This window comes from Bacillus sp. BC08 (assembly GCF_054326875.1).
The window spans coordinates 41,266-59,760 of the sequence record NZ_JBTGPA010000027.1 but is presented as its reverse complement, the minus strand read 5'-3'; the positions used below and the strand labels follow the sequence as shown (position 1 = coordinate 59,760).

Sequence of the window (18,495 nt, the reverse complement as noted above, 5' to 3'; positions counted from 1 at the left end):
CTTATGTTAAAAGTGTTTTTGAGGAGGGGTATAGATGAAATTACAAGTAGGCGAAAAAATTACCTTTGAACGAACGTTTACGAAAGAGGATGTTGTTTTATTTACGGAAGTATCGAAAGATGAAGGTGTTCATCATGTTACACCAGATGAGCAGGGGAGATTTGTTGTACAAGGGCTTTTAACATCAACATTGCCTACAAAAATTGGCGGTGATTATAACGTACTAGCTCGCAAGATGGATTTTGAATTTTTACGTCCTGTATTTAGCGGTGATACCATTCGTTGCGACGTAACGATTGAAAAATTTGAACCTGATGAAAAAAATCGCACAAAAATTATTGCGATATTTATATGTAGGAATCAACTTGAAAAGGAAGTTATGAAGGGGAGCTTTTCTGGGATTATTCTTTAGTTAGTAGGAAAAGTAATGAATAGGTGAGAGGCCACATGTCTTTCGGGCTTAGGTTTTTAATTCCACTATAACGAAAATTTTATGCATTGCTGAATATTGATAATAAGACATTCTGTAATATACTTCTGTTCTTCCTTAACTAATAGAAGAATAGTTGTATAAGTCGCCCGTCAACAAAAAGGACATTCCTAGTATTACAAGAAATGTCCTTTCCACTAAATTATAGGTTGTTTTGCTAAAATTCAAACGCTAAATTCAGTTTACTAGTTTGACCTGTAAACTGATAATTATAGGACCCTCTTAGAGTTTCTAAGTTACCGGTAGCTTTAATAATTGTACCTGGGGAATCTAAATTTCCTTTATCAAATATTCCTTGCTCTATAGCTGTAAATGTCCCTTGTTGCCCCTTATAAACTCCTTTAAAGTGTAAAAATCCAGAAATTTTAGCAGTAGCCAGGTGACCATCATTTATATTTGAGTCTACATAATATAATAAGTATTCAACAAAAGCTTTTCCTTTTAATTCACCATCAATATCATATTCGACATGGGCAATATTAATAGGGAAATCTTTTTTAGTATCATCGATTGGTTTTTCATCCCATTTACTTACTGTAAATGTTACTTCCATACACGTAATCTCCCTCCAATTATATACTTTTAACAAATATTAATTCACAGTCATATCTCATAGGAGTGATTTTATTTATCTCGCATTTAACGGGCAGTAAGACCCCCACCTCAAAATTCAGCTAAAAAAGAAGTTAGGTGGGGGATTAACTGCCCGTTAAAGCCCGATTGGTGAGGGCTGATAATCAGTGGGGGATGAACAAAACCCCCACTGATTAAAGTTTCACTTTATTCCACACCACTCTCTAAAATATAGAAAGATCCATTTTCACAATCAATTTCTGCCAACGCGCCGTAAGGTAAAATAGACTTCGGTTCGGTATGGCCAAAATTTAAATTATAAAGAATCGGCAAATCTACTAAATTATGTTCTTTCATAACTTGTAGTATTTCGTGTTTATATTCTTCATAATATATTTCGTCTTTTGGTTTACCAAAAATGATGCCTTTTGCTTTTTGGAGAATGCCTTGCGCTGCGTAATTTCGTAACCAATACTTTATATAGCTTGGTTCTGGATGGTCTTCAGAAGTTTCAAAGAAAATGATGCTATTCTCCCAATGTTTTTTCTCAGGCCAAAGTTCCGTTCCTTTTGCAAATTCGAGTACTTCTATACAGCCACCAATTAAGCGTCCTTGTACGGTGGTGGAGCCTTGAAGTAGCTCATATCCTTTGTTTTGTTGCATCGTACGCCTTGTATCTTTATTTACCTCTATCCATTCTAAACGCTCACTCGTCCATTCAGGAGCTGGTTGAATTTCGCCAATCGTTTCATTTGAAAAGAGAGTTCGATTTACCATTTCAATTGTATATGGATCCATCTCTACATTTTCAGCAAAATCCGTTAAAATGGCTGGACCGTAAAAAGAGGAGATTCCTGCTTTATGGCAAAATAAGTGTGAAATGGTAACGTCAGAGTATCCCATAAAAATTTTCGGGTTTTCACGGATCACATTAAAATCTATATAAGGAAGTAAGCGGATGCTATCTTCACCGCCAATATTCGCAATAATTGCTTTCACGCGCGTATCTTTAAAAGCTGTCATTAAATCTTCCGCGCGAGCCTGTGGGTTGTTATAAGTGAATTCGCTACCTTGTAAACTATTTGGCATTGGGATAACCGTAAGACCGAAAACTTCTTCTAATCTCTTTACTCCTTGTTCATATCGCCATCTTATCTCAGAATCGCCTGCGCCTCCCCATGAAGGGCTTACTGTTGCCACGATATCACCTGGCTGTAATCTCTTTGGTTTCTTTAACATGTGAACTCCGCTCCTACATAATGTAATGGATTACGATAATACAAACTGTAGCATTGAAAAATATGATGCATCACATTTATTTCTTCGTCATCAATTCGTTTACCTGCTGGTATTCAAGAATTTAGCATTCGTGTTGAATATAGGAATAATCGATTCATATTTAAAAATTACAGTATGCAACATTGCATAAGAAAGATGGTTGCTATTTTGCACAACCTGTAACTATAATAGTTACAGGTTGGTCGTATCCAATCAAAAAATATAATCATCATGAATGGAGAGGTTACATATGGGTATGAAAAAAATAATTTTAGCAGGTGCTTTGGGTATCGCAGCATTATCAGGAACGAATTTACCAGGATTAGAACTGTCAAAAGCGAGTGCGGCTTCTATTGAATCGAATTTCTCGACGTTAGAAGGACGAGTAATAGAAGTAGATAAAGGTGTAATTGTCGTAAAATCTAAGCAATATGAAGAACCTATTAGTGTGTATATAGATTCTCTTTCAAATGTGGAAGTAGGGGATGAAGTAAAAGTTACTGGATCTATGATGCGTAATTTCACGGAATATATGATTGCAAATACAGTTGAAAATACGTCAAATAAATTAGGTATGCACATGAAAGAAGATGGTTCTCCTGATTATGTGATTGGGGAAGTATCAAAAGTAGGAAAGATGGAAGGTGAGGGGGACGGTTCTACTAAATATGTCGTAGTTGATTATCCCTCACTAAACGGGAAGAAAGTTATCATTGATGTTTTCTTAACAAAGGGACAAGTATTTAATACAGGTGAGAAAGTAAAAATTGATATGAAGTATGTGGGCTGGGGCGGAAGTTCTATTAACTGGAACACAACGGATCATATCGAAAAAGTGTATGAGGTAAAGAGCAACGTTGAAAATAATGATGATGTTTGGATTTGGTCTTAATTAGAATTCTGTAATTAACAAATGTATCCCTTAGTACCCAGCAAATGATCATGTGTATGACAATTTGCTGGGTATTTTTTGTTTATTTTTACATCATTGTATCTATAATAATTTTTAAAATGCGGGTATACAGTTGAATCGAATAAACCCATATAGACAAGTGTTTTATCCTATTGCTTATACATTGATTTTATTCAAAATTGAGACTCTATTGGTCGTAAATAATAGATAATTTTGTTTTACTGTTCTGATTAAAATCCGGTCTGTTGTAGCGTATGCTGTTCCAATTCGGATTACGTTTTCTTCTTCTACACCAGCATAGGTTTCATCTTCTGTAACTTCAATAATTTCACTTAATGGAATTTGAATCTTAGCTAGTTGCCACGAAATAATTAATTCTCCATCTGTTTTTTTGACATCGATACCTAGCATGTTACCAAGACCTTTCTGTATTAAAATATCGCTATTAATTTTATTATACAGATTTAAAGGTTTTATTTCTATTGTGAAATTTGATTTTTCAATTTTTTTACAAGGTATCGTACTACGAACAAAAAAGTGTATCCACTAGCACCTGCAATCTTCCTGAAATGAAGACGATCTTTTTTATTTTGTGAATTTTTGAGAATAAGAGATTTTTGATTAGAATATGATGTTTAAATCGGGGCGAATTTAAAAAATAAAATGATGAAAGAGGTGTTTATATATGGAGCAAGATGAGGTTTATCCCGCTTTAATGGGCAGTAAGACCCCCCACCTCAAAATTCAGCGAAAGCAAAGAAGTTAGGTGGGGGATCAACTGCCCATAAAAGTCCGATTGGTTCAACTAATAATCAGTGGGGGGATGAAGAAAACCCCCACTGATTAAAGTTTCACTTTATTTACGAGCTAAAAAAAGGGTGGAGAATTTAAAAGCGTTTTATATTCATTTAACGGTTTATATATTAGTGAACTTAATGCTTTTTATTATAAATATAAGCTCTGATTCCAGTAAATTATGGTTTTTATATCCACTTGCTGGTTGGGGGATTGGTATCGTTATACACGGTTTGACAACTTTTCCAGTTGGGATATTCGGAAAAGAGTGGGAAGAACGAAAGATTAAAGAATATATGGAGAAAGATAAGTAAATTTATTTCTGGAATGGATGAATTACAATAGTATAAGTACCTTTTAGAACACGGTATATTTTAAAAAAATCAACTTGAATCTGCTCATAAGGAATGTAATTTGATGATTCTATTTTCAGAGTAATGCTGAGCATAGATTATCGTTTTGCTTCAGTATAGAAAAATGGGATACAAAGCAGTAAGGTGTGACGCGCGTGATAAAGACATTACGTAGGATTTCCATTCATATAAACCTCTTTAAATAAACAAAGATGCGAAGTCTCTTCTATGACTTCGCGTCTTTGTTTTTCTGTTTAAAAGGATTAATGTACCATTCTCGTATGCACATAAGCGAAGAAACCCATAGCTACACCTTCAAAATGAATTCATGTACATTCTATAAATCGTTGGGCTCTTTTAGAAAGCTTCCGATCTTTTAGCCATATAATCGATGATTCGGACTGATAAGGAAAATCCATTACATCTACTATTTTTATAAATTCTTGCGGGATATGAGATACAGCGCTTTTAGGCAAGATAGATGCGCCGACTCCAGTCATGATAAGCATAAGAATAAATGCGGAGTCAGGACATTCACATGCTATGTTTAATTGAATATCGAGGTGCTTGCATTCATCAATGACGAGCTGATGATAGCTGTTTTCTGTATCTTTATGTAAAAGTAAGAGGGGAATATGACTTAATTCGGTTAGAGGAATTGGAAGTTGTGAGTGATATAGTTCCCATTTAGCAGGCATGACTAACACGAATGGTTCCTTTGATAAACTAATACTAGAAAAAATATCTTTATTAAAGGGCGCGCGCAAGATAGCAAGTTCGATATTCCGATTTTCTAATTGCTCTATTAAGTAAAAAGGACCACCTTCCCATATTTTTAAGTTCACATTTGGATAGTTATCTCGAAAATAGCGGATTTTTTCAGAGAGAAAAGGAATGCAGGAATGAAATGCTCCAATTGATAGATTCCCCCTTAGCCCTTCACCGGTATCTTTAATTTCCGTAATGGTTTCTTCTAATTGCTGAATAATGTTTTTTGCTTTCGTATATAAAATTTTGCCTTCTTCAGTCAAATGCATATTTCGACCGTTTCTTTCAAATAAGCTTACCGACAATTCTTGTTCCAGTAGCGATAGTTGTCTACTTAAAGGTGGCTGTGCCATATGAAGCCGCTGGGCAGCACGGGTAAGCTGTTTTTCTTCAGCGATTACAGTAAAGTAACGAAGTTTTCTTATATCCATTTCAAAGTCCTTTCTATACCTTTTTTGTATACAAAAACAACCTTATAGATAGTTTTCATATAATATCCCACATGATATCATAAACAAAAAGTTTTAAAAATAGAAAATTCTAAAAATTTAAAATTCAATTAAGTAGAATCATAACTTGAAAATAGATCGTATCGTTTTAAGGGGGGATTTTTATGAAAGTTTCGTTGTTTATTACTTGTTTATCAGATATGTTTTTTCCTGAAGTAGGTAAAAGTGTCGTAGAAATTATGAAGCAATGTGGAGTGGAACTAGATTTCCCAGAAGGACAGACTTGTTGCGGACAACCGGCATACAATAGCGGATATCAAGAAGAAGCAAAACTAGCAGCAAAGCAAATGATAAAAGCATTTGAACATAGTGAATATATTGTGACGCCTTCAGGTTCTTGTGCCAGCATGGTTCATCATTATTATAAAGAAATGTTTAAAGACGATAGTGAATGGTATGCAAAAGCGGTTCATTTAGCGGATAGAACGTATGAGTTGACGGATTTTTTAATAAATGTACTTGGTAAAAATGATTTGAAATCTAAGTTGGTTGAGAAAGCTGTTTTTCACCAATCTTGTCATATGAGCCGTGCGCTTGGGATAAAAGATGAACCACTTAAGTTATTATCGCAAGTAGAAGGTCTAGACGTAAAAGAATTACCATATTGCCAAGATTGCTGCGGGTTTGGTGGTACTTTTGCAGTAAAAATGAGCTCGATTTCTCAAACGATGGTTGATGAAAAAATAAAACATATTGAGGCGGCAGATGCAAATCTTTTAATTGGAGCAGATATGGGATGTCTTATGAATATTGGAGGAAGATTGCGCAGGGAAAATAAAAATATTCAAGTGTTACATGTGGCAGAAGTATTGGCGAAGGGGCTGAATAAATGAGTGTGGCGGGGGAACAAGGATTTTTGAAAAGAGTAGATAAAGCGTTGCACGATCCGCAGATGAGAAGCGCGGTACCATTCACACAAGACAGGCTTCGGATGGGACGGGAACAAGCTACACATGAATTAGGAAATATTGAAGAATGGCGTGAGGCAGCATCTGAAATTCGGATGCATACAATTGAAAATTTAGATAGTTATTTGGAACAATTAGCTACTAATGTTCGGAAAAATGGGGGACATGTTCATTTTGCTTTCAAAGCAGAAGATGCTGTATCGTATGTTTCTGAAATCGCAAGGAAAAAAAGAGCGAGAAAAGTAATTAAATCAAAGTCAATGGTTTCGGAAGAAATACACCTTAATAAAAACTTAGAAGAGATAGGGTTAAAAGTAGTAGAGTCTGATCTTGGGGAGTATATTATTCAATTAGCTGGAGAAGCTCCATCCCATTTAATTGCCCCGGCCATTCATAAGACGAAGGAACAAGTAGCAGAGCTTTTTTCTAAGGAAGCGGGGAGAAAGATTCCAGTTGATACGAATCAATTATTACAATTTGCTAGGGAGCAATTGCGTAAAGAGTTTTTAGAAGCTGATATTGGTATTTCCGGTTGTAACTTTGCAGTAGCGGAATCTGGATCAGTTGTTCTTGTAAGTAATGAGGGAAATGCTCGTCTTACTACGACATTACCAAAAGTTCATATTGCTATTATGGGGATGGAACGCCTCGTTCCGACATGGAAAGATCTTGATGTAGTCGTTTCGATGTTAACAAGAAGTGCGACAGGCCAAAAGATTACATCTTATGTAACTGGAATTAATGGCGCACGTTTATCTGAAGATATGGATGGACCTGAAGAATTTCATTTAATTATTCTAGATAATGGTCGTTCTGATATTTTAGGAACTGCTTATGAAGAAGTATTAAAGTGTATAAGATGCGGAGCATGTGTAAATGTATGTCCTGTGTATCGTAATATTGGAGGGCATGCTTATGGAAGTGTTTATAGCGGACCAATTGGGGCAGTACTAGCGCCTTTATTAGAAGGGTATGAAGAATTAAAAGAACTACCTTTTGCATCAAGTTTGTGCGGAGCGTGTACAGATGTTTGTCCTGTGAAAATTCCATTACATGACCTTCTCATTGAACATCGTAAAGATGTGGTGGAACAAGGGTTTATAACGAAATTTGAGAAACTGGCCTTTAAAGGCTTCACGTTTATGGCGAGCCATCCATTCGTTTATGAGAAAACCATTAAAATGGCACACACAGGTTTATCGATATTTGCGAAAGATGGATATATTGCGAATGGTCCCGGCCCATTAAAAGGGTGGACAGAAAGTAGAGATTTTCCAAAACCTGCGAAACAATCATTCCGTGATTGGTGGAAAAAAGAAATGAGGGATTCATAATATGAATACGGATGTACAACAATCTTTTTTAAACAATATCGCACGTAAACTAAACCGAGAACGTCGCTCGGGGGTCACTCCTCCTAGATGGAAAAACGATCCGCTTAGGCACTTTCCTAAAGAGATAAATCACGAAAGTTTAGTAGAGCAGTTTATTGCAAACTTAAATACGTTACATACAGAAGTAAGTCATATATACCGTTCAGAAATAGAGAATGCACTTCAATATGTTGTACATAAATTTAATGTTCAATCTGCGGTGTATTGGGATGATGATAGATTACATCAGCTTGAAATAGGGAAGTATTTAACAGGAAATTTCGTTTCTCATCGAATTTGGCAAAGTAAAGAAGGTGAAAGAGAACTACGGGATTATGCAGCTCAAGTGGATATGGGCATTACATATGCCGAAATGGGACTCGCTGAGACTGGAACAGTTGTTTTATGGAATGGTGGTGGACGCGGACGTTTAGTTAGCGTTTTGCCAGCAGTTTATGTAGCGATTCTCTCAGAACATACCATTTATAGACGTTTAACAGAAGGAGTAACTAGCATTCACGAACAGGTTTCGAATGGATTACCTGCCTGTATAAATTTTATCACTGGGCCTAGCCGGACAGGTGATATTGAGATGGAATTAGCTTTTGGAGTTCACGGTCCTGGAAAGGTTCATGTCATTTTATTAAAGGATTAGAGAGAAAAACAAAAGAATACGAGGGGGAGTGGGGAGTTTGATGAAGAATAAATTTCGTTATTATGTCTTTACAATGCTCACGTTTATTACGATGGTAAATTATATTGATCGAGGGGCTATCGCTTATGCGCAGTCTTTCATTATAAAAGAATATGGCTTTGACCCGAAGGAGTGGGGAGCTATATTGGGGTATTTTGGTTACGGTTACATGGTCGGTTCTTTATTAGGAGGCATTTTTTCAGATAAAAAAGGGCCGAAATTTGTATGGATCGTAGCAGCAACAGCTTGGTCTATTTTTGAAATTGCGACCGCTTTTGCTGGAGAAATAGGGATCGCTATTTTTGGAGGGTCTGCTTTAATAGGATTTGCAATCTTCCGCGTTTTATTTGGCTTAACAGAAGGCCCGTCTTTCGCGGTTTCGAATAAGACAGCAGCAAACTGGGCAGCACCAAAAGAAAGAGCGTTTCTAACATCCCTTGGTTTTGTTGGTGTTCCATTAGGTGCAGTATTAACGGCGCCTGTAGCGGTTTTGTTACTATCTTTCACTAGCTGGAAAGTAATGTTTTTTATCCTCGGTACAATTGGTATTGTATGGGCGATTATTTGGTATTTTACTTTTACGAATATGCCTGAGGATCATCCACGAGTGACAAAAGAAGAACTAGCTGAAATACGAAGTACAGAAGGTGTGCTTCAATCAGTAAAAGTAGAGAAAGAAATTCAAAAAGAGCCATGGTACTCCTTTTTTAAAGTTCCGACATTCGTTATGGTTACGATAGCATATTTTTGCTTCCAATATATCAATTTTTTAATATTAACTTGGACACCGAAATATTTGCAAGATGTATTCCATTTTCAATTATCCTCCCTTTGGTATCTTGGGATGATTCCTTGGCTTGGTGCTTGTATCACATTGCCGCTAGGGGCGAAGCTGTCTGATCGTATTTTACGTAAAACAGGGAATCTTCGTTTAGCTCGAACTGGGTTACCGATTATTGCTTTATTACTTACAGCGGTTTGTTTTAGCTTCATTCCCGCGATGGATAATTATGTAGCTGTATTAGCGCTTATGTCGCTTGGAAATGCGTTTGCTTTTTTACCAAGTTCATTATTTTGGGCAATTATTGTCGATACGGCTCCTGCTTACTCAGGAACATATAGTGGAATTATGCACTTCATCGCTAATATCGCGACAATCTTAGCCCCGACTTTAACTGGATATTTAGTTGTAAGTTATGGCTATCCTTCTATGTTTATCGTAGCTGCCATTTTGGCCGCTATTGCAATGGGGGCGATGTTGTTTGTGAAACCAGGGCAGCAAACGAAGAATGAAAGCTTGTTTAATTGGAGAAATAAGAAGGGATTAGAGGAACCTCGTGCTAATTTTGAATAAGTAATGAAGTGAATCCGAATAGTGGTATATGAAAAAACTCCTGAATTTGCATACTAAGCATGCAAATTTAATGGAGTTTTTTTCATTACACGGAAGAAATAAAGTGAAACGATCAATAACATACAGAAGTATAAAATGACATATAAATCTTTGTGATCAAATATTTGATGCGAAGTTTATTCTATAGCTTTGTACTCGAAGTATGTGCGAATGAGTGTTCATTTTCATTTTTTTAGCAGTAATTGCATGTGAAATCAAAACGTTATGTGTAGTACATAATAAATACAGTTGTTATCCTTTTTTAATTACATGTGGATATAGGATAAAGTTGATTTATTATCCTATATTAAAATAAAAATAAACCACTGTTCGATTTGAATATTCCACGTTATAATGGTGAGAGTTTATGACAGAATAAATATTTACATAAGAAGTGAGGTACTGTATGAAAAAAAGAACCACAGACATTATTTTTATTATTATTGGTGCATTTCTTTTTGCGTTAGGTGTCAATTTGTTTGTTATCCCGAACGAGTTTGGTGAGGGTGGAGTAACGGGTATCACGATTATTACGTATTATTTATTTGAATGGTCACCAGGCTTAGTTAACTTAATTTTAAATGCGATTTTGTTAATAGCTGGTTATAAATTTTTAAATAAGATTACAACAATTTATACGATTATCGCTGTAGTTACGAACTCGCTATTCCTTCATTTGACAGAAGGCTGGACGATTACTTCGGATGAAATGCTCGTAAATGCCATTTTCGGAGGAATATTTATTGGGTGCGGGATTGGTCTTATTATTCGCGTTGGCGGAACAACAGCAGGTACTACCATCTTAGCAAGGATGACGCATAAATATTTAGGATGGAGCATTAGCTATGGTTTACTGTTCTTCGATTTAATTGTTGCATTTTCATCTTATTTCATTATTGGTGCAGAAAAACTGATGATAACAATTATTATGCTATATGTAGCAACGAAAGTGATGGAGTTTGTAATTGAAGGTTTAAATCCGAAGAAAGCCATTACGATTATTTCTGATAACCCGAATGAAATTGCCGGGAAGGTAACTACGTTAATGGGCAGAGGGGTTACGGTGTACTCAGGTCATGGCTATTACACGAAAACTCCGAAGGAAATTCTTTATGTTGTTATTAATAAGCAAGAAGTAGTGAAGCTAAAACGGATTGTTCAAACTACGGATCCTGCTGCGTTTATTGCTATACACGATGTTCGTGACGTATTTGGAGAAGGATTCGTTGATATTTCTAAAGCTTAGAACTTATTTTTCATTAAAATAATCTTAATACTAAAACGTAAGAATCTATTTTGAATAATCTTTTTTCAAAATAGATTCTTTTTCTTTTTCTTGCAAAAAATCCAATTGTTTCTTAAGGTAAGAAATGTAGAAGGATGAACAAGAGAGGGTTTAATGAAAATGATACATATTTTATTAGCTGATGATGATAAGCATATTAGAGAATTGTTGCATTATCATTTACAAAAAGAGGGGTTTAAAGTTTTTGAAGCAGAAGATGGAAAGGTAGCGCAAGACGTATTAGAAAAAGAAAATATTCATCTTGCGATAGTAGACATTATGATGCCATTTGTTGATGGCTATACGTTATGTGAAGAAATCCGGAAGTATCATGATATACCGGTTATTTTATTAACTGCGAAAGATCAATTGGTTGATAAAGAAAAAGGATTCATTTCTGGTACGGACGATTATATTGTAAAACCATTTGAGCCAGCTGAAGTCATTTTCCGTATGAAAGCATTACTGCGTCGTTATCAAATGCTGAGTGCTGATATGATTACGCTGCACGGTACGACAATTGACCGAAAAGGCTTTGAAGTGAAGTGTAACGGTCAAACGATTTTGCTTCCATTAAAAGAATTTGAACTGTTATCGCAACTTGCTAGTTATCCTGGAAGAACATTTTCAAGAGAAGAACTAATTGAATTAGTATGGGGAATGGATTTTGAAGGAGATGAACGAACTGTTGACGTTCATGTGAAGCGGCTACGAGATCGTTTCTCAAAACGAACGGATGATTTTCAAATTACGACAGTACGTGGACTCGGTTATAAGTTGGAGTTGAAATAAAAATGAAATCACTATACTCTAGATTTGTTTTTATGACAGTTGGAATCATGCTACTTAGCAGTATTATCGGTTTTTTATTAACAAATGTGTACTATCAAGTGAAGTTAAAACCGTATAACAGTGAAAAGATTTTAATGTATGCGGAAGAAGTAAAATCGTTATATGAAAAGCAAAGTGAAGAAAATCAAGAGGCATACTTACGGTCTATTGCGAAGCTAGGATATGAAATTTATATTGTCGATGATAAAAAGAATGGAAAGCGTATCGGCAATGCGTTTCGTAAAACGACAATAAGTGATGATACCGTTCATAAAGTATTGAATGGCGAAACGTTTAATGGTGTTTCTACGTATCCAACCCGCCTCTTTATTACAGGGTTTTTCGATAATGAATTAATTAATAGTGTCGGTGTCCCGGTAAAACACGGTGATAAACAGTACGCATTATTTATTCGTCCCGATATTCAGCAACAATTTGGTGAGATGCGAATTTTTCTAGCGGTATTACTCGGTTTCATCGTTGTATTAAGTATCATTTTTATAGCAATCGCAGCAGGTTATATCGTTCGTCCAATTCGTAAATTTACAAAGGCCACGCAAAAAATTGCGAGTGGTGAATATGAAATTGAATTAGATGTAAAGCGAAAAGATGAAATTGGTACATTGGCAACTAATTTTCAAAAGATGACGAAAAGTATTAAAGAATTAGATGAGATGAGACAAGAATTCGTTTCCAACGTTTCTCACGAATTCCAATCTCCGCTTTCTTCTATACAAGGTTTCTCGAAAACATTGCAAACAGAAAAGATGAGTGAAGAAGAAAGAAACCATTACTTACAAATTATTGAGGGCGAAAGTAAGCGAATGTCTAGTTTATGTAAACAGTTACTTACGCTTGCTTCACTAGATAAAGAAGAGAAAGTGTTGCAAATAAAAGAATTCCATCTGCAGAAGCAAATTAAAGACGTCATTTTTATGCTCGAATGGAAATGGCGTGAAAAAGATATCGCTGTTGAATTTGATGTGCCGGACATTACAATACGAGGGGATGAAAACTTACTTCATCAAGTATGGAGTAACATCTTTACGAATAGTATTAAGTTTTCAAACGACGGCGGAACGATTGAATTTGTTGTAGAAGAATTAGAATCAAGTGTGATGATTTCTATATCAGACAACGGAATTGGCATGAAAAAAGAAGAGATGGATCGTATATTTGATCGTTTTTACAAAGTAGATACAGCAAGAGCGAGAAACGTAGAAGGTAGTGGTTTAGGGTTGTCAATTGTGCAGAAAATTGTGGAACTGCATAACGGAAACGTTTCTGTGTATAGTACGAAAGGGGAAGGGACTACTGTTCAGGTGGAGCTTCCGAAATAGATGGAGGAGGCTGTTTGGAAACAGCCTCTTCTTTTTGTCATTTTGTTTCGGGAAATCGCTGATATATTTTCGCTTATGTGTAAAGTGACAAAAAGTTGTTTGGAAAAATGCGAGTCACTCTATTCCACAATTGGGCCATATTCTTGAATAACAATTTGTGATTAATTTGGATATCCATGTGAATAAATAGGGGGTGTGAAGGAATGTACTTATGGTAATAAGTCAGATTAGTTTAGGAAGGAATATTATAAATAAAATGGAATAATAAATAAATTGAACAACAGAATTTATAGACGAATTATTTACCTAGGCATCGATTGTTTCAATACGAAAAACTATTAGAAATGAGGGACTTTAAGATGACACATCCCGCATTAATAATGTACAAATACCACGTATGGGCAAATGGAGTGATAATTGATCGTTTAAAAGAACTACCACAGGACATTTATCATAAGGAAATTCAGAGTGGTTTTTCTTCGGTATCAAAGGTGTTGTCGCACATTTACCTTACAGATTACGCATGGTTTGACATTATCTTAGGTAAAAGTATGAATGAAGCAATGGTGTCTACAAACCAATTGAGAGAACAGGTGGAAACAAAAAATATTGAGGAAATGAAAAAAATATTTCAAGACTTATCCGAACGAAACGAAGCTCTTTTAAACAGTCAAGAAGATATTGATAAGGTGATAGTGGTGAATAACCCATATGCTGGGGTGCTTGAAACTTCTATTTCTGAATCAGTACTTCACGTTGTCACCCATGGTTCTTATCACCGTGGCAATATAGCTACGATGTTGCGGCAAATGGGGCAAACCTCTGTTATGCAAGATTTTGGACTTTATCTATATTCAAAATAAAACAGAGTTACTCAAGTGTCAATCTTCTTTAAATGGTTCCGTTTTCAAACTAGTGCGTTAGTCAAAAAGAAAAGGAAACAGTCAAAATCATCATCTTGATTTTCCACAATTGGGCGCTATTATTGAATAAAACTTAGATTATTAAATAACTTTATTGTTATATTTTTTAGTGAAGTGAAGTATCTTACATACAAAATGAAATACCTATATTTATAACCCCGTCCTATATTTAGAACGGGGTTAAATTTGTTCCTGCTATAAAGCCGCACCTTTCCCGCGCTCTACTTTAAACCGAACCCCAAAAGTATCCGCTGTAATTTCATCAGCTTTCGGCAATGCTCGTAATTTTGGATGAAGTAGCCATACGAGAGAAATGAAGAAAATCCCTATGCTAGCCAGTGTGAAAATGAGTTGGCTACTAAATACATTCGCAGCATATCCACCAATTAAAGAACCGAACGGCATAGCAATTGTGCCCATACTTCGCATGACTGAGTTAATGCGTCCGATATATTGATTTGGAATTACAATTTGACTAATTGTCGCGAATAATATGTTGGTCGCACCAATTGGAATCCAAGCTAGGCCGAATAAGAAAATAGATAGCCATTGAAACGGTACAATCGTAGAGAGAAACCAAAAGATAGCGCCATTCGCGAAGCCGATAATAGAGACACGGCCAACATTACGTTTGCCAACCCATGAACTGAATAATGTACCGATGAGACTACCTGCTGATATAGCAGCTAAGAAGAAACCATATGATTTCACGCCTCCTAAAGAATCAGCGAAAGAAGGGAGTATGGCCATCGTCATACCAATTGAAAAATTAGCGACAACGGTACCAATTAAGAATACGCCCATTAATGAACGGAAGACGATCGAAAAGCCTTCTTTTAAATCAGAGAAATATTGTTTAGTTGATAGCGATGTATTGGTTTCTGCTTGCTTTGGCAGTTTTAGTGAAAAGAACAAAAGGGCAGTAATTGCGAATGTAAAAGAGTCGATTACATATAAAGTGATTGCGCCAAGTAGTGCTACTAATATGCCAGAAAGAGTCGTACAAATTAAATCGATGCCTTGATATGCAAATGAAAAGAGTGAATTTCCTTTTAATAATTGTGTTTTATTCAGTAGAAGTGGTAAAGCTTTTGATTGTGCGGGATAGGCGAATTGTTCGATAAAGGCTACGATGGGCATGATGATAAGGAGTAGTTGAACTGTTAATAGATCGAAGTAGTGTGTAATAGGAATAATTAATATAAGAATGCATTGCAAAACTTGTGTGATGACGAGAGTGTTTTTTATTGACCATCTATCAACGAATGGCCCGGTAAGAAATTGAAGTGCAGAAGGTAATAATGTAAGAAAACCAGCCAATCCAGAATAAAAAGGATTACCACTCAGCTTATATACGAGCCACATCGCGGCTACATAATACAAACTATCTCCTATGTTTGTAAAAATTCTCCCTAAAAACAGTAAGAGGAAATTCCGGTTTTTCAATATGTCCATTTAATCTACTCCTTTATAATAAATTTATTCGGTAAAATAAATTTGACCGTTTGTATAAAAAAAATCCTATTACGATTTTTCTTCTTTTTTCACAAATCGCTGCATTGCTCGCTCGTCGATTTGTAGTGCAGTAGTAGAAATGTAATAAGATTTACTATTTGGATCTTTATCTGCATCTTTTGTGATCTCGTTTAATTCAGACATCACTTCATAAAACTTTTTCACCCACACTTGAAATTGTTCTGGCGTAGCATCAAACTCCCAGCAAGATGAAACGTAATTCCACTCAGCTGGATCTTCGCTTACTTTCCGTAATGTAAAAGCTTCTTCAGGTGCAGCGAGAATGTGGCCTTTCGTTCTTTCCGTCATTTGTAAAAAGATTTGGCGACCGGATTCGCTTAATATTTCTAAATGAGGTAATAGTTCTGCGGCAGGGGTGAAGCTTCTAGCGACAGATTGATAAAACTTTTGAATGATGCCATTCTTTTCTTCTGTATAAACAATTTCTATAAAACCATTCTTTTCTAATTCTTTTAAATGATAATGAATTTTCGCCCTTGGAATGCCGAATTTCTCAGATAGTAATTGACCTGTATAAGGACGTTCGCATAGACGCATCATCATTTCGACACGTAGTGGATCGCTTATTGCTTTTAGTTGGCTATAAGTAGTGAGTGTTAACATGGGTTTCAACATGATCAACTCCTTAAATGAAATTACTCGGTCAAGATTATTTGACTGAATTGTATCAAGGATTTTAGTTATTTTCAATACTTTCTGAAAATTAAATCTTACACTCTGTAATCTTCTGTTCATATTCCGTTCATATTTCTTTTTTATGATAGGTGCATAGAAAGAAAGAGGAAGGAGCGAGCGAAATGTTTTTAGCTCTGCGTGAATTAAAACAATCAAAATTACGATACGGATTAATCGGACTGATTATGGTGTTATTATCATTTTTAGTTCTTGTTATTTCAGGATTAGCAAATGGACTATCATATGATAATGCTTCATCGATTCAAAATATGGAGGCAAATAAGTTCGTTTTAGCAGATGATGCGGAAAATAAATTACTTCGTTCACAAATTAAGAAAGACGATGTTGATAACGTAGTCAATCAAGTAGGCGAGAAAGAGGCTGTTCCGTTTCGTGTAAAAGTTTCAACGTATGAAAAGAAAGATAGTTCGAAAAAGGTTGATATTGCTATTTTCTCAAGTGAACGTGATTCATTTTTAGAACCGAACATTGTAGAAGGTGAGAAATTAGGTACAGCAAATAACGAAATGGTTGCTGATGAATCAATTAAAGAAAAAGGAATTGATATTGGAGATACAATTATTGATCCTGTTTCAAAGAAAGAATTTACAATCGTTGGATTTACGAAAGATCAAATGTTTAGCCATACACCAGTCGTTTATGTAAATGAAGACGTATGGAGCGCTATTTCACAACCAAACCAAAAAGATTATAGTGCAATTGCACTTAACACAGATAAAGAGATTAAAAATGCACACGTAATTGACAAAAAAGAAGTACTGCAAAGTATTCCAGGATTTAAAGAGGAGCAAGGAACATTAACGATGATTATTGCGTTCTTACTTGTTATCGCTGCTTTACTAATCGGTGTATTCTTCTACGTCATTACATTGCAAAAAACACAGCAATTAGGTGTATTAAAAGCAATTGGTACGAAGAACTCTTATTTAGCAAATAGCTTAGTCTTACAGGCGTTATTCTTATCAGTCGTTGCGATGGTCATCAGTATTGTTCTTGTACAAGGATTAGAACAAATTTTACCGGCAGGTATGCCATTCTTATTAACAACACCGATGATTGCACAATATGCAGCAATCTTTATCGTAATTAGTATTTTAGGAACACTTATTTCGTTATACCAAGTATTAAAAGTTGATGCATTAGAAGCAATTGGAGGTGGGATGTAATGACTTCATTATTAAAATTAGACAAAGTAAGTAAAGTGTACGGAGAAGGAAATACGGAAGTAACAGCCCTTCATCCGATGTCGCTTGATGTGAAAGCTGGAGAGTTTATCGGAATCGTCGGTCCTTCTGGATCAGGGAAAAGTACGTTATTATCAATCGCGGGAGCTTTATTATCACCGTCAAAAGGGGATATTTACATTCGTGAGCAAAATATTACGAAGCTATCAGAAAAGGAAATGACAGACATTCGTTTGAAAAAAATCGGCTTCATTTTCCAGTTTGCAAATCTTGTTCCATATTTAAATGTAAAAGAACAATTGCTTTACATTGCAAAGCTAAAAAAAGAAAACAAACAAGAATCAGAAAAGCGTGCGGATCATTTATTAGCAGCATTTGGGTTAGGAGAAAGAAAAAATCATTATCCAAATCAACTGTCCGGCGGAGAAAAACAAAGGGTAGCAATCGCTCGCGCGTTTATGAACAATCCGGATTTAATATTAGCGGATGAACCAACGGCTAGCTTAGACTCGAAACGTGCACGTGAAGTTGTAGAAATGATGAAACGTGAAGTGAAAGAGAGCCAAAAAGCAGCAATTATGATTACGCATGATGAAAGAATGCTTGATGTATGTGATCGTATATTGACGCTTCGAGATGGGAAGTTAATATAA

19 protein-coding genes are annotated in these 18,495 nt (G+C 35.6%); 13 read left to right on the top strand and 6 right to left on the bottom strand.

The genetic code is table 11. From position 1 onward, the window contains the following. Positions 1-34 precede the first annotated feature (34 nt). The gene (locus ACXVYO_RS06560) at positions 35-412 is read left to right on the top strand and encodes an enoyl-CoA hydratase (RefSeq protein WP_458466372.1); all 378 of its coding nucleotides are present in this window, start codon (positions 35-37) and stop codon (positions 410-412) included. Positions 413-647: 235 nt separating this feature from the next. Here ACXVYO_RS06560 and ACXVYO_RS06555 read toward each other — a convergent pair whose 3' ends face one another. Both ACXVYO_RS06555 and ACXVYO_RS06550 read right to left on the bottom strand, forming a co-directional pair. Further along, complete coding sequence (locus tag ACXVYO_RS06555) at positions 648-1,043, bottom strand: DUF3224 domain-containing protein (RefSeq protein WP_458466371.1); 396 nt, start codon at positions 1,041-1,043, stop codon at positions 648-650. Positions 1,044-1,270: 227 nt separating this feature from the next. Then, positions 1,271-2,302, bottom strand: a complete 1,032-nt coding sequence (locus ACXVYO_RS06550) for a S66 family peptidase (RefSeq protein ID WP_458466370.1) — start codon at positions 2,300-2,302, stop codon at positions 1,271-1,273. Between the two features lie 289 nt (positions 2,303-2,591). Here ACXVYO_RS06550 and ACXVYO_RS06545 point away from each other — a divergent pair, with 289 nt between their 5' ends. Continuing rightward, positions 2,592-3,233: a hypothetical protein gene (locus ACXVYO_RS06545; RefSeq protein WP_458466369.1), complete on the top strand. Its 642-nt coding sequence runs from the start codon at positions 2,592-2,594 to the stop codon at positions 3,231-3,233. A 177-nt stretch (positions 3,234-3,410) separates the two neighbouring features. On the opposite strand, the gene ACXVYO_RS06540 is transcribed toward ACXVYO_RS06545, so the two are convergent. Continuing rightward, on the bottom strand, positions 3,411-3,665 hold the full coding sequence (locus tag ACXVYO_RS06540; protein WP_458466368.1) for a SunI/YnzG family protein: 255 nt from the start codon (positions 3,663-3,665) through the stop codon (positions 3,411-3,413). Between the two features lie 428 nt (positions 3,666-4,093). On the opposite strand from ACXVYO_RS06540, the gene ACXVYO_RS06535 reads away from it, so the two are divergent. Then, on the top strand, positions 4,094-4,363 hold the full coding sequence (locus tag ACXVYO_RS06535; protein ID WP_458466702.1) for a 2TM domain-containing protein: 270 nt from the start codon (positions 4,094-4,096) through the stop codon (positions 4,361-4,363). A 365-nt stretch (positions 4,364-4,728) separates the two neighbouring features. Here ACXVYO_RS06535 and ACXVYO_RS06530 read toward each other — a convergent pair whose 3' ends face one another. Further along, positions 4,729-5,601: a LysR family transcriptional regulator gene (locus tag ACXVYO_RS06530; RefSeq protein ID WP_458466367.1), complete on the bottom strand. Its 873-nt coding sequence runs from the start codon at positions 5,599-5,601 to the stop codon at positions 4,729-4,731. Between the two features lie 182 nt (positions 5,602-5,783). Between ACXVYO_RS06530 and ACXVYO_RS06525 the strand changes: the two genes are divergently transcribed. The 8 genes from ACXVYO_RS06525 to ACXVYO_RS06490 all read left to right on the top strand — a co-directional run bounded on the left by ACXVYO_RS06525 (position 5,784) and on the right by ACXVYO_RS06490 (position 14,366). After that, positions 5,784-6,512, top strand: coding sequence for a (Fe-S)-binding protein (locus tag ACXVYO_RS06525; RefSeq protein ID WP_458466366.1), 729 nt, complete (start codon positions 5,784-5,786; stop codon positions 6,510-6,512). Beyond that, a complete protein-coding gene (locus tag ACXVYO_RS06520) occupies positions 6,509-7,921 on the top strand; it encodes a LutB/LldF family L-lactate oxidation iron-sulfur protein (RefSeq protein WP_458466365.1) in 1,413 nt (470 codons plus the stop codon). Before ACXVYO_RS06525 ends, ACXVYO_RS06520 begins: the two co-directional genes overlap by 4 nt. A 1-nt stretch (position 7,922) precedes the next feature. Next, entirely contained in the window at positions 7,923-8,615 is a 693-nt protein-coding gene (locus ACXVYO_RS06515) for a LutC/YkgG family protein (protein ID WP_458466364.1), read from the top strand. A gap of 40 nt (positions 8,616-8,655) precedes the next feature. Further along, a complete protein-coding gene (locus ACXVYO_RS06510) occupies positions 8,656-10,008 on the top strand; it encodes an MFS transporter (RefSeq protein ID WP_458466701.1) in 1,353 nt (450 codons plus the stop codon). Between the two features lie 445 nt (positions 10,009-10,453). Next, positions 10,454-11,293 (top strand): YitT family protein, encoded by an 840-nt coding sequence (locus tag ACXVYO_RS06505; RefSeq protein WP_000747489.1) that lies wholly within the window; start codon positions 10,454-10,456, stop codon positions 11,291-11,293. 153 nt (positions 11,294-11,446) lie between these two features. Further along, positions 11,447-12,124, top strand: coding sequence for a response regulator transcription factor (locus ACXVYO_RS06500; RefSeq protein WP_074594141.1), 678 nt, complete (start codon positions 11,447-11,449; stop codon positions 12,122-12,124). A 2-nt stretch (positions 12,125-12,126) separates the two neighbouring features. Further along, positions 12,127-13,503, top strand: coding sequence for a sensor histidine kinase (locus ACXVYO_RS06495; RefSeq protein WP_458466363.1), 1,377 nt, complete (start codon positions 12,127-12,129; stop codon positions 13,501-13,503). Positions 13,504-13,862: 359 nt separating this feature from the next. Beyond that, positions 13,863-14,366 carry a DinB family protein gene (locus ACXVYO_RS06490; protein ID WP_242254290.1) on the top strand — a complete coding sequence of 168 codons (504 nt, stop codon included), beginning with the start codon at positions 13,863-13,865 and terminating at the stop codon, positions 14,364-14,366. A gap of 255 nt (positions 14,367-14,621) precedes the next feature. Here the strand turns inward: ACXVYO_RS06490 and ACXVYO_RS06485 are convergent, their stop codons facing one another. Beyond that, the gene (locus ACXVYO_RS06485) at positions 14,622-15,881 is read right to left on the bottom strand and encodes an MFS transporter (protein ID WP_458466362.1); all 1,260 of its coding nucleotides are present in this window, start codon (positions 15,879-15,881) and stop codon (positions 14,622-14,624) included. Between the two features lie 69 nt (positions 15,882-15,950). After that, positions 15,951-16,577, bottom strand: a complete 627-nt coding sequence (locus ACXVYO_RS06480) for an ArsR/SmtB family transcription factor (RefSeq protein WP_458466361.1) — start codon at positions 16,575-16,577, stop codon at positions 15,951-15,953. A gap of 182 nt (positions 16,578-16,759) precedes the next feature. Between ACXVYO_RS06480 and ACXVYO_RS06475 the strand changes: the two genes are divergently transcribed. Together ACXVYO_RS06475 and ACXVYO_RS06470 are read left to right on the top strand one after the other, a co-directional pair. Beyond that, entirely contained in the window at positions 16,760-17,824 is a 1,065-nt protein-coding gene (locus tag ACXVYO_RS06475; protein WP_458466360.1) for an ABC transporter permease, read from the top strand. Then, positions 17,824-18,495 carry an ABC transporter ATP-binding protein gene (locus ACXVYO_RS06470; protein WP_000202604.1) on the top strand — a complete coding sequence of 224 codons (672 nt, stop codon included), beginning with the start codon at positions 17,824-17,826 and terminating at the stop codon, positions 18,493-18,495. The genes ACXVYO_RS06475 and ACXVYO_RS06470 overlap by 1 nt, the downstream gene beginning before the upstream one ends.

Coding starts and splice junctions, on each gene's coding strand:
- ACXVYO_RS06560 (WP_458466372.1), top strand. CDS start 35: ATGAAATTACAAGTAGGCGAAAAAATTACCTTTGAACGAACGTTTACG.
- ACXVYO_RS06555 (WP_458466371.1), bottom strand. CDS start 1,043: ATGGAAGTAACATTTACAGTAAGTAAATGGGATGAAAAACCAATCGAT.
- ACXVYO_RS06550 (WP_458466370.1), bottom strand. CDS start 2,302: ATGTTAAAGAAACCAAAGAGATTACAGCCAGGTGATATCGTGGCAACA.
- ACXVYO_RS06545 (WP_458466369.1), top strand. CDS start 2,592: ATGGGTATGAAAAAAATAATTTTAGCAGGTGCTTTGGGTATCGCAGCA.
- ACXVYO_RS06540 (WP_458466368.1), bottom strand. CDS start 3,665: ATGCTAGGTATCGATGTCAAAAAAACAGATGGAGAATTAATTATTTCG.
- ACXVYO_RS06530 (WP_458466367.1), bottom strand. CDS start 5,601: ATGGATATAAGAAAACTTCGTTACTTTACTGTAATCGCTGAAGAAAAA.
- ACXVYO_RS06525 (WP_458466366.1), top strand. CDS start 5,784: ATGAAAGTTTCGTTGTTTATTACTTGTTTATCAGATATGTTTTTTCCT.
- ACXVYO_RS06520 (WP_458466365.1), top strand. CDS start 6,509: ATGAGTGTGGCGGGGGAACAAGGATTTTTGAAAAGAGTAGATAAAGCG.
- ACXVYO_RS06515 (WP_458466364.1), top strand. CDS start 7,923: ATGAATACGGATGTACAACAATCTTTTTTAAACAATATCGCACGTAAA.
- ACXVYO_RS06510 (WP_458466701.1), top strand. CDS start 8,656: ATGAAGAATAAATTTCGTTATTATGTCTTTACAATGCTCACGTTTATT.
- ACXVYO_RS06505 (WP_000747489.1), top strand. CDS start 10,454: ATGAAAAAAAGAACCACAGACATTATTTTTATTATTATTGGTGCATTT.
- ACXVYO_RS06500 (WP_074594141.1), top strand. CDS start 11,447: ATGAAAATGATACATATTTTATTAGCTGATGATGATAAGCATATTAGA.
- ACXVYO_RS06495 (WP_458466363.1), top strand. CDS start 12,127: ATGAAATCACTATACTCTAGATTTGTTTTTATGACAGTTGGAATCATG.
- ACXVYO_RS06490 (WP_242254290.1), top strand. CDS start 13,863: ATGACACATCCCGCATTAATAATGTACAAATACCACGTATGGGCAAAT.
- ACXVYO_RS06485 (WP_458466362.1), bottom strand. CDS start 15,881: ATGGACATATTGAAAAACCGGAATTTCCTCTTACTGTTTTTAGGGAGA.
- ACXVYO_RS06480 (WP_458466361.1), bottom strand. CDS start 16,577: ATGTTGAAACCCATGTTAACACTCACTACTTATAGCCAACTAAAAGCA.
- ACXVYO_RS06475 (WP_458466360.1), top strand. CDS start 16,760: ATGTTTTTAGCTCTGCGTGAATTAAAACAATCAAAATTACGATACGGA.
- ACXVYO_RS06470 (WP_000202604.1), top strand. CDS start 17,824: ATGACTTCATTATTAAAATTAGACAAAGTAAGTAAAGTGTACGGAGAA.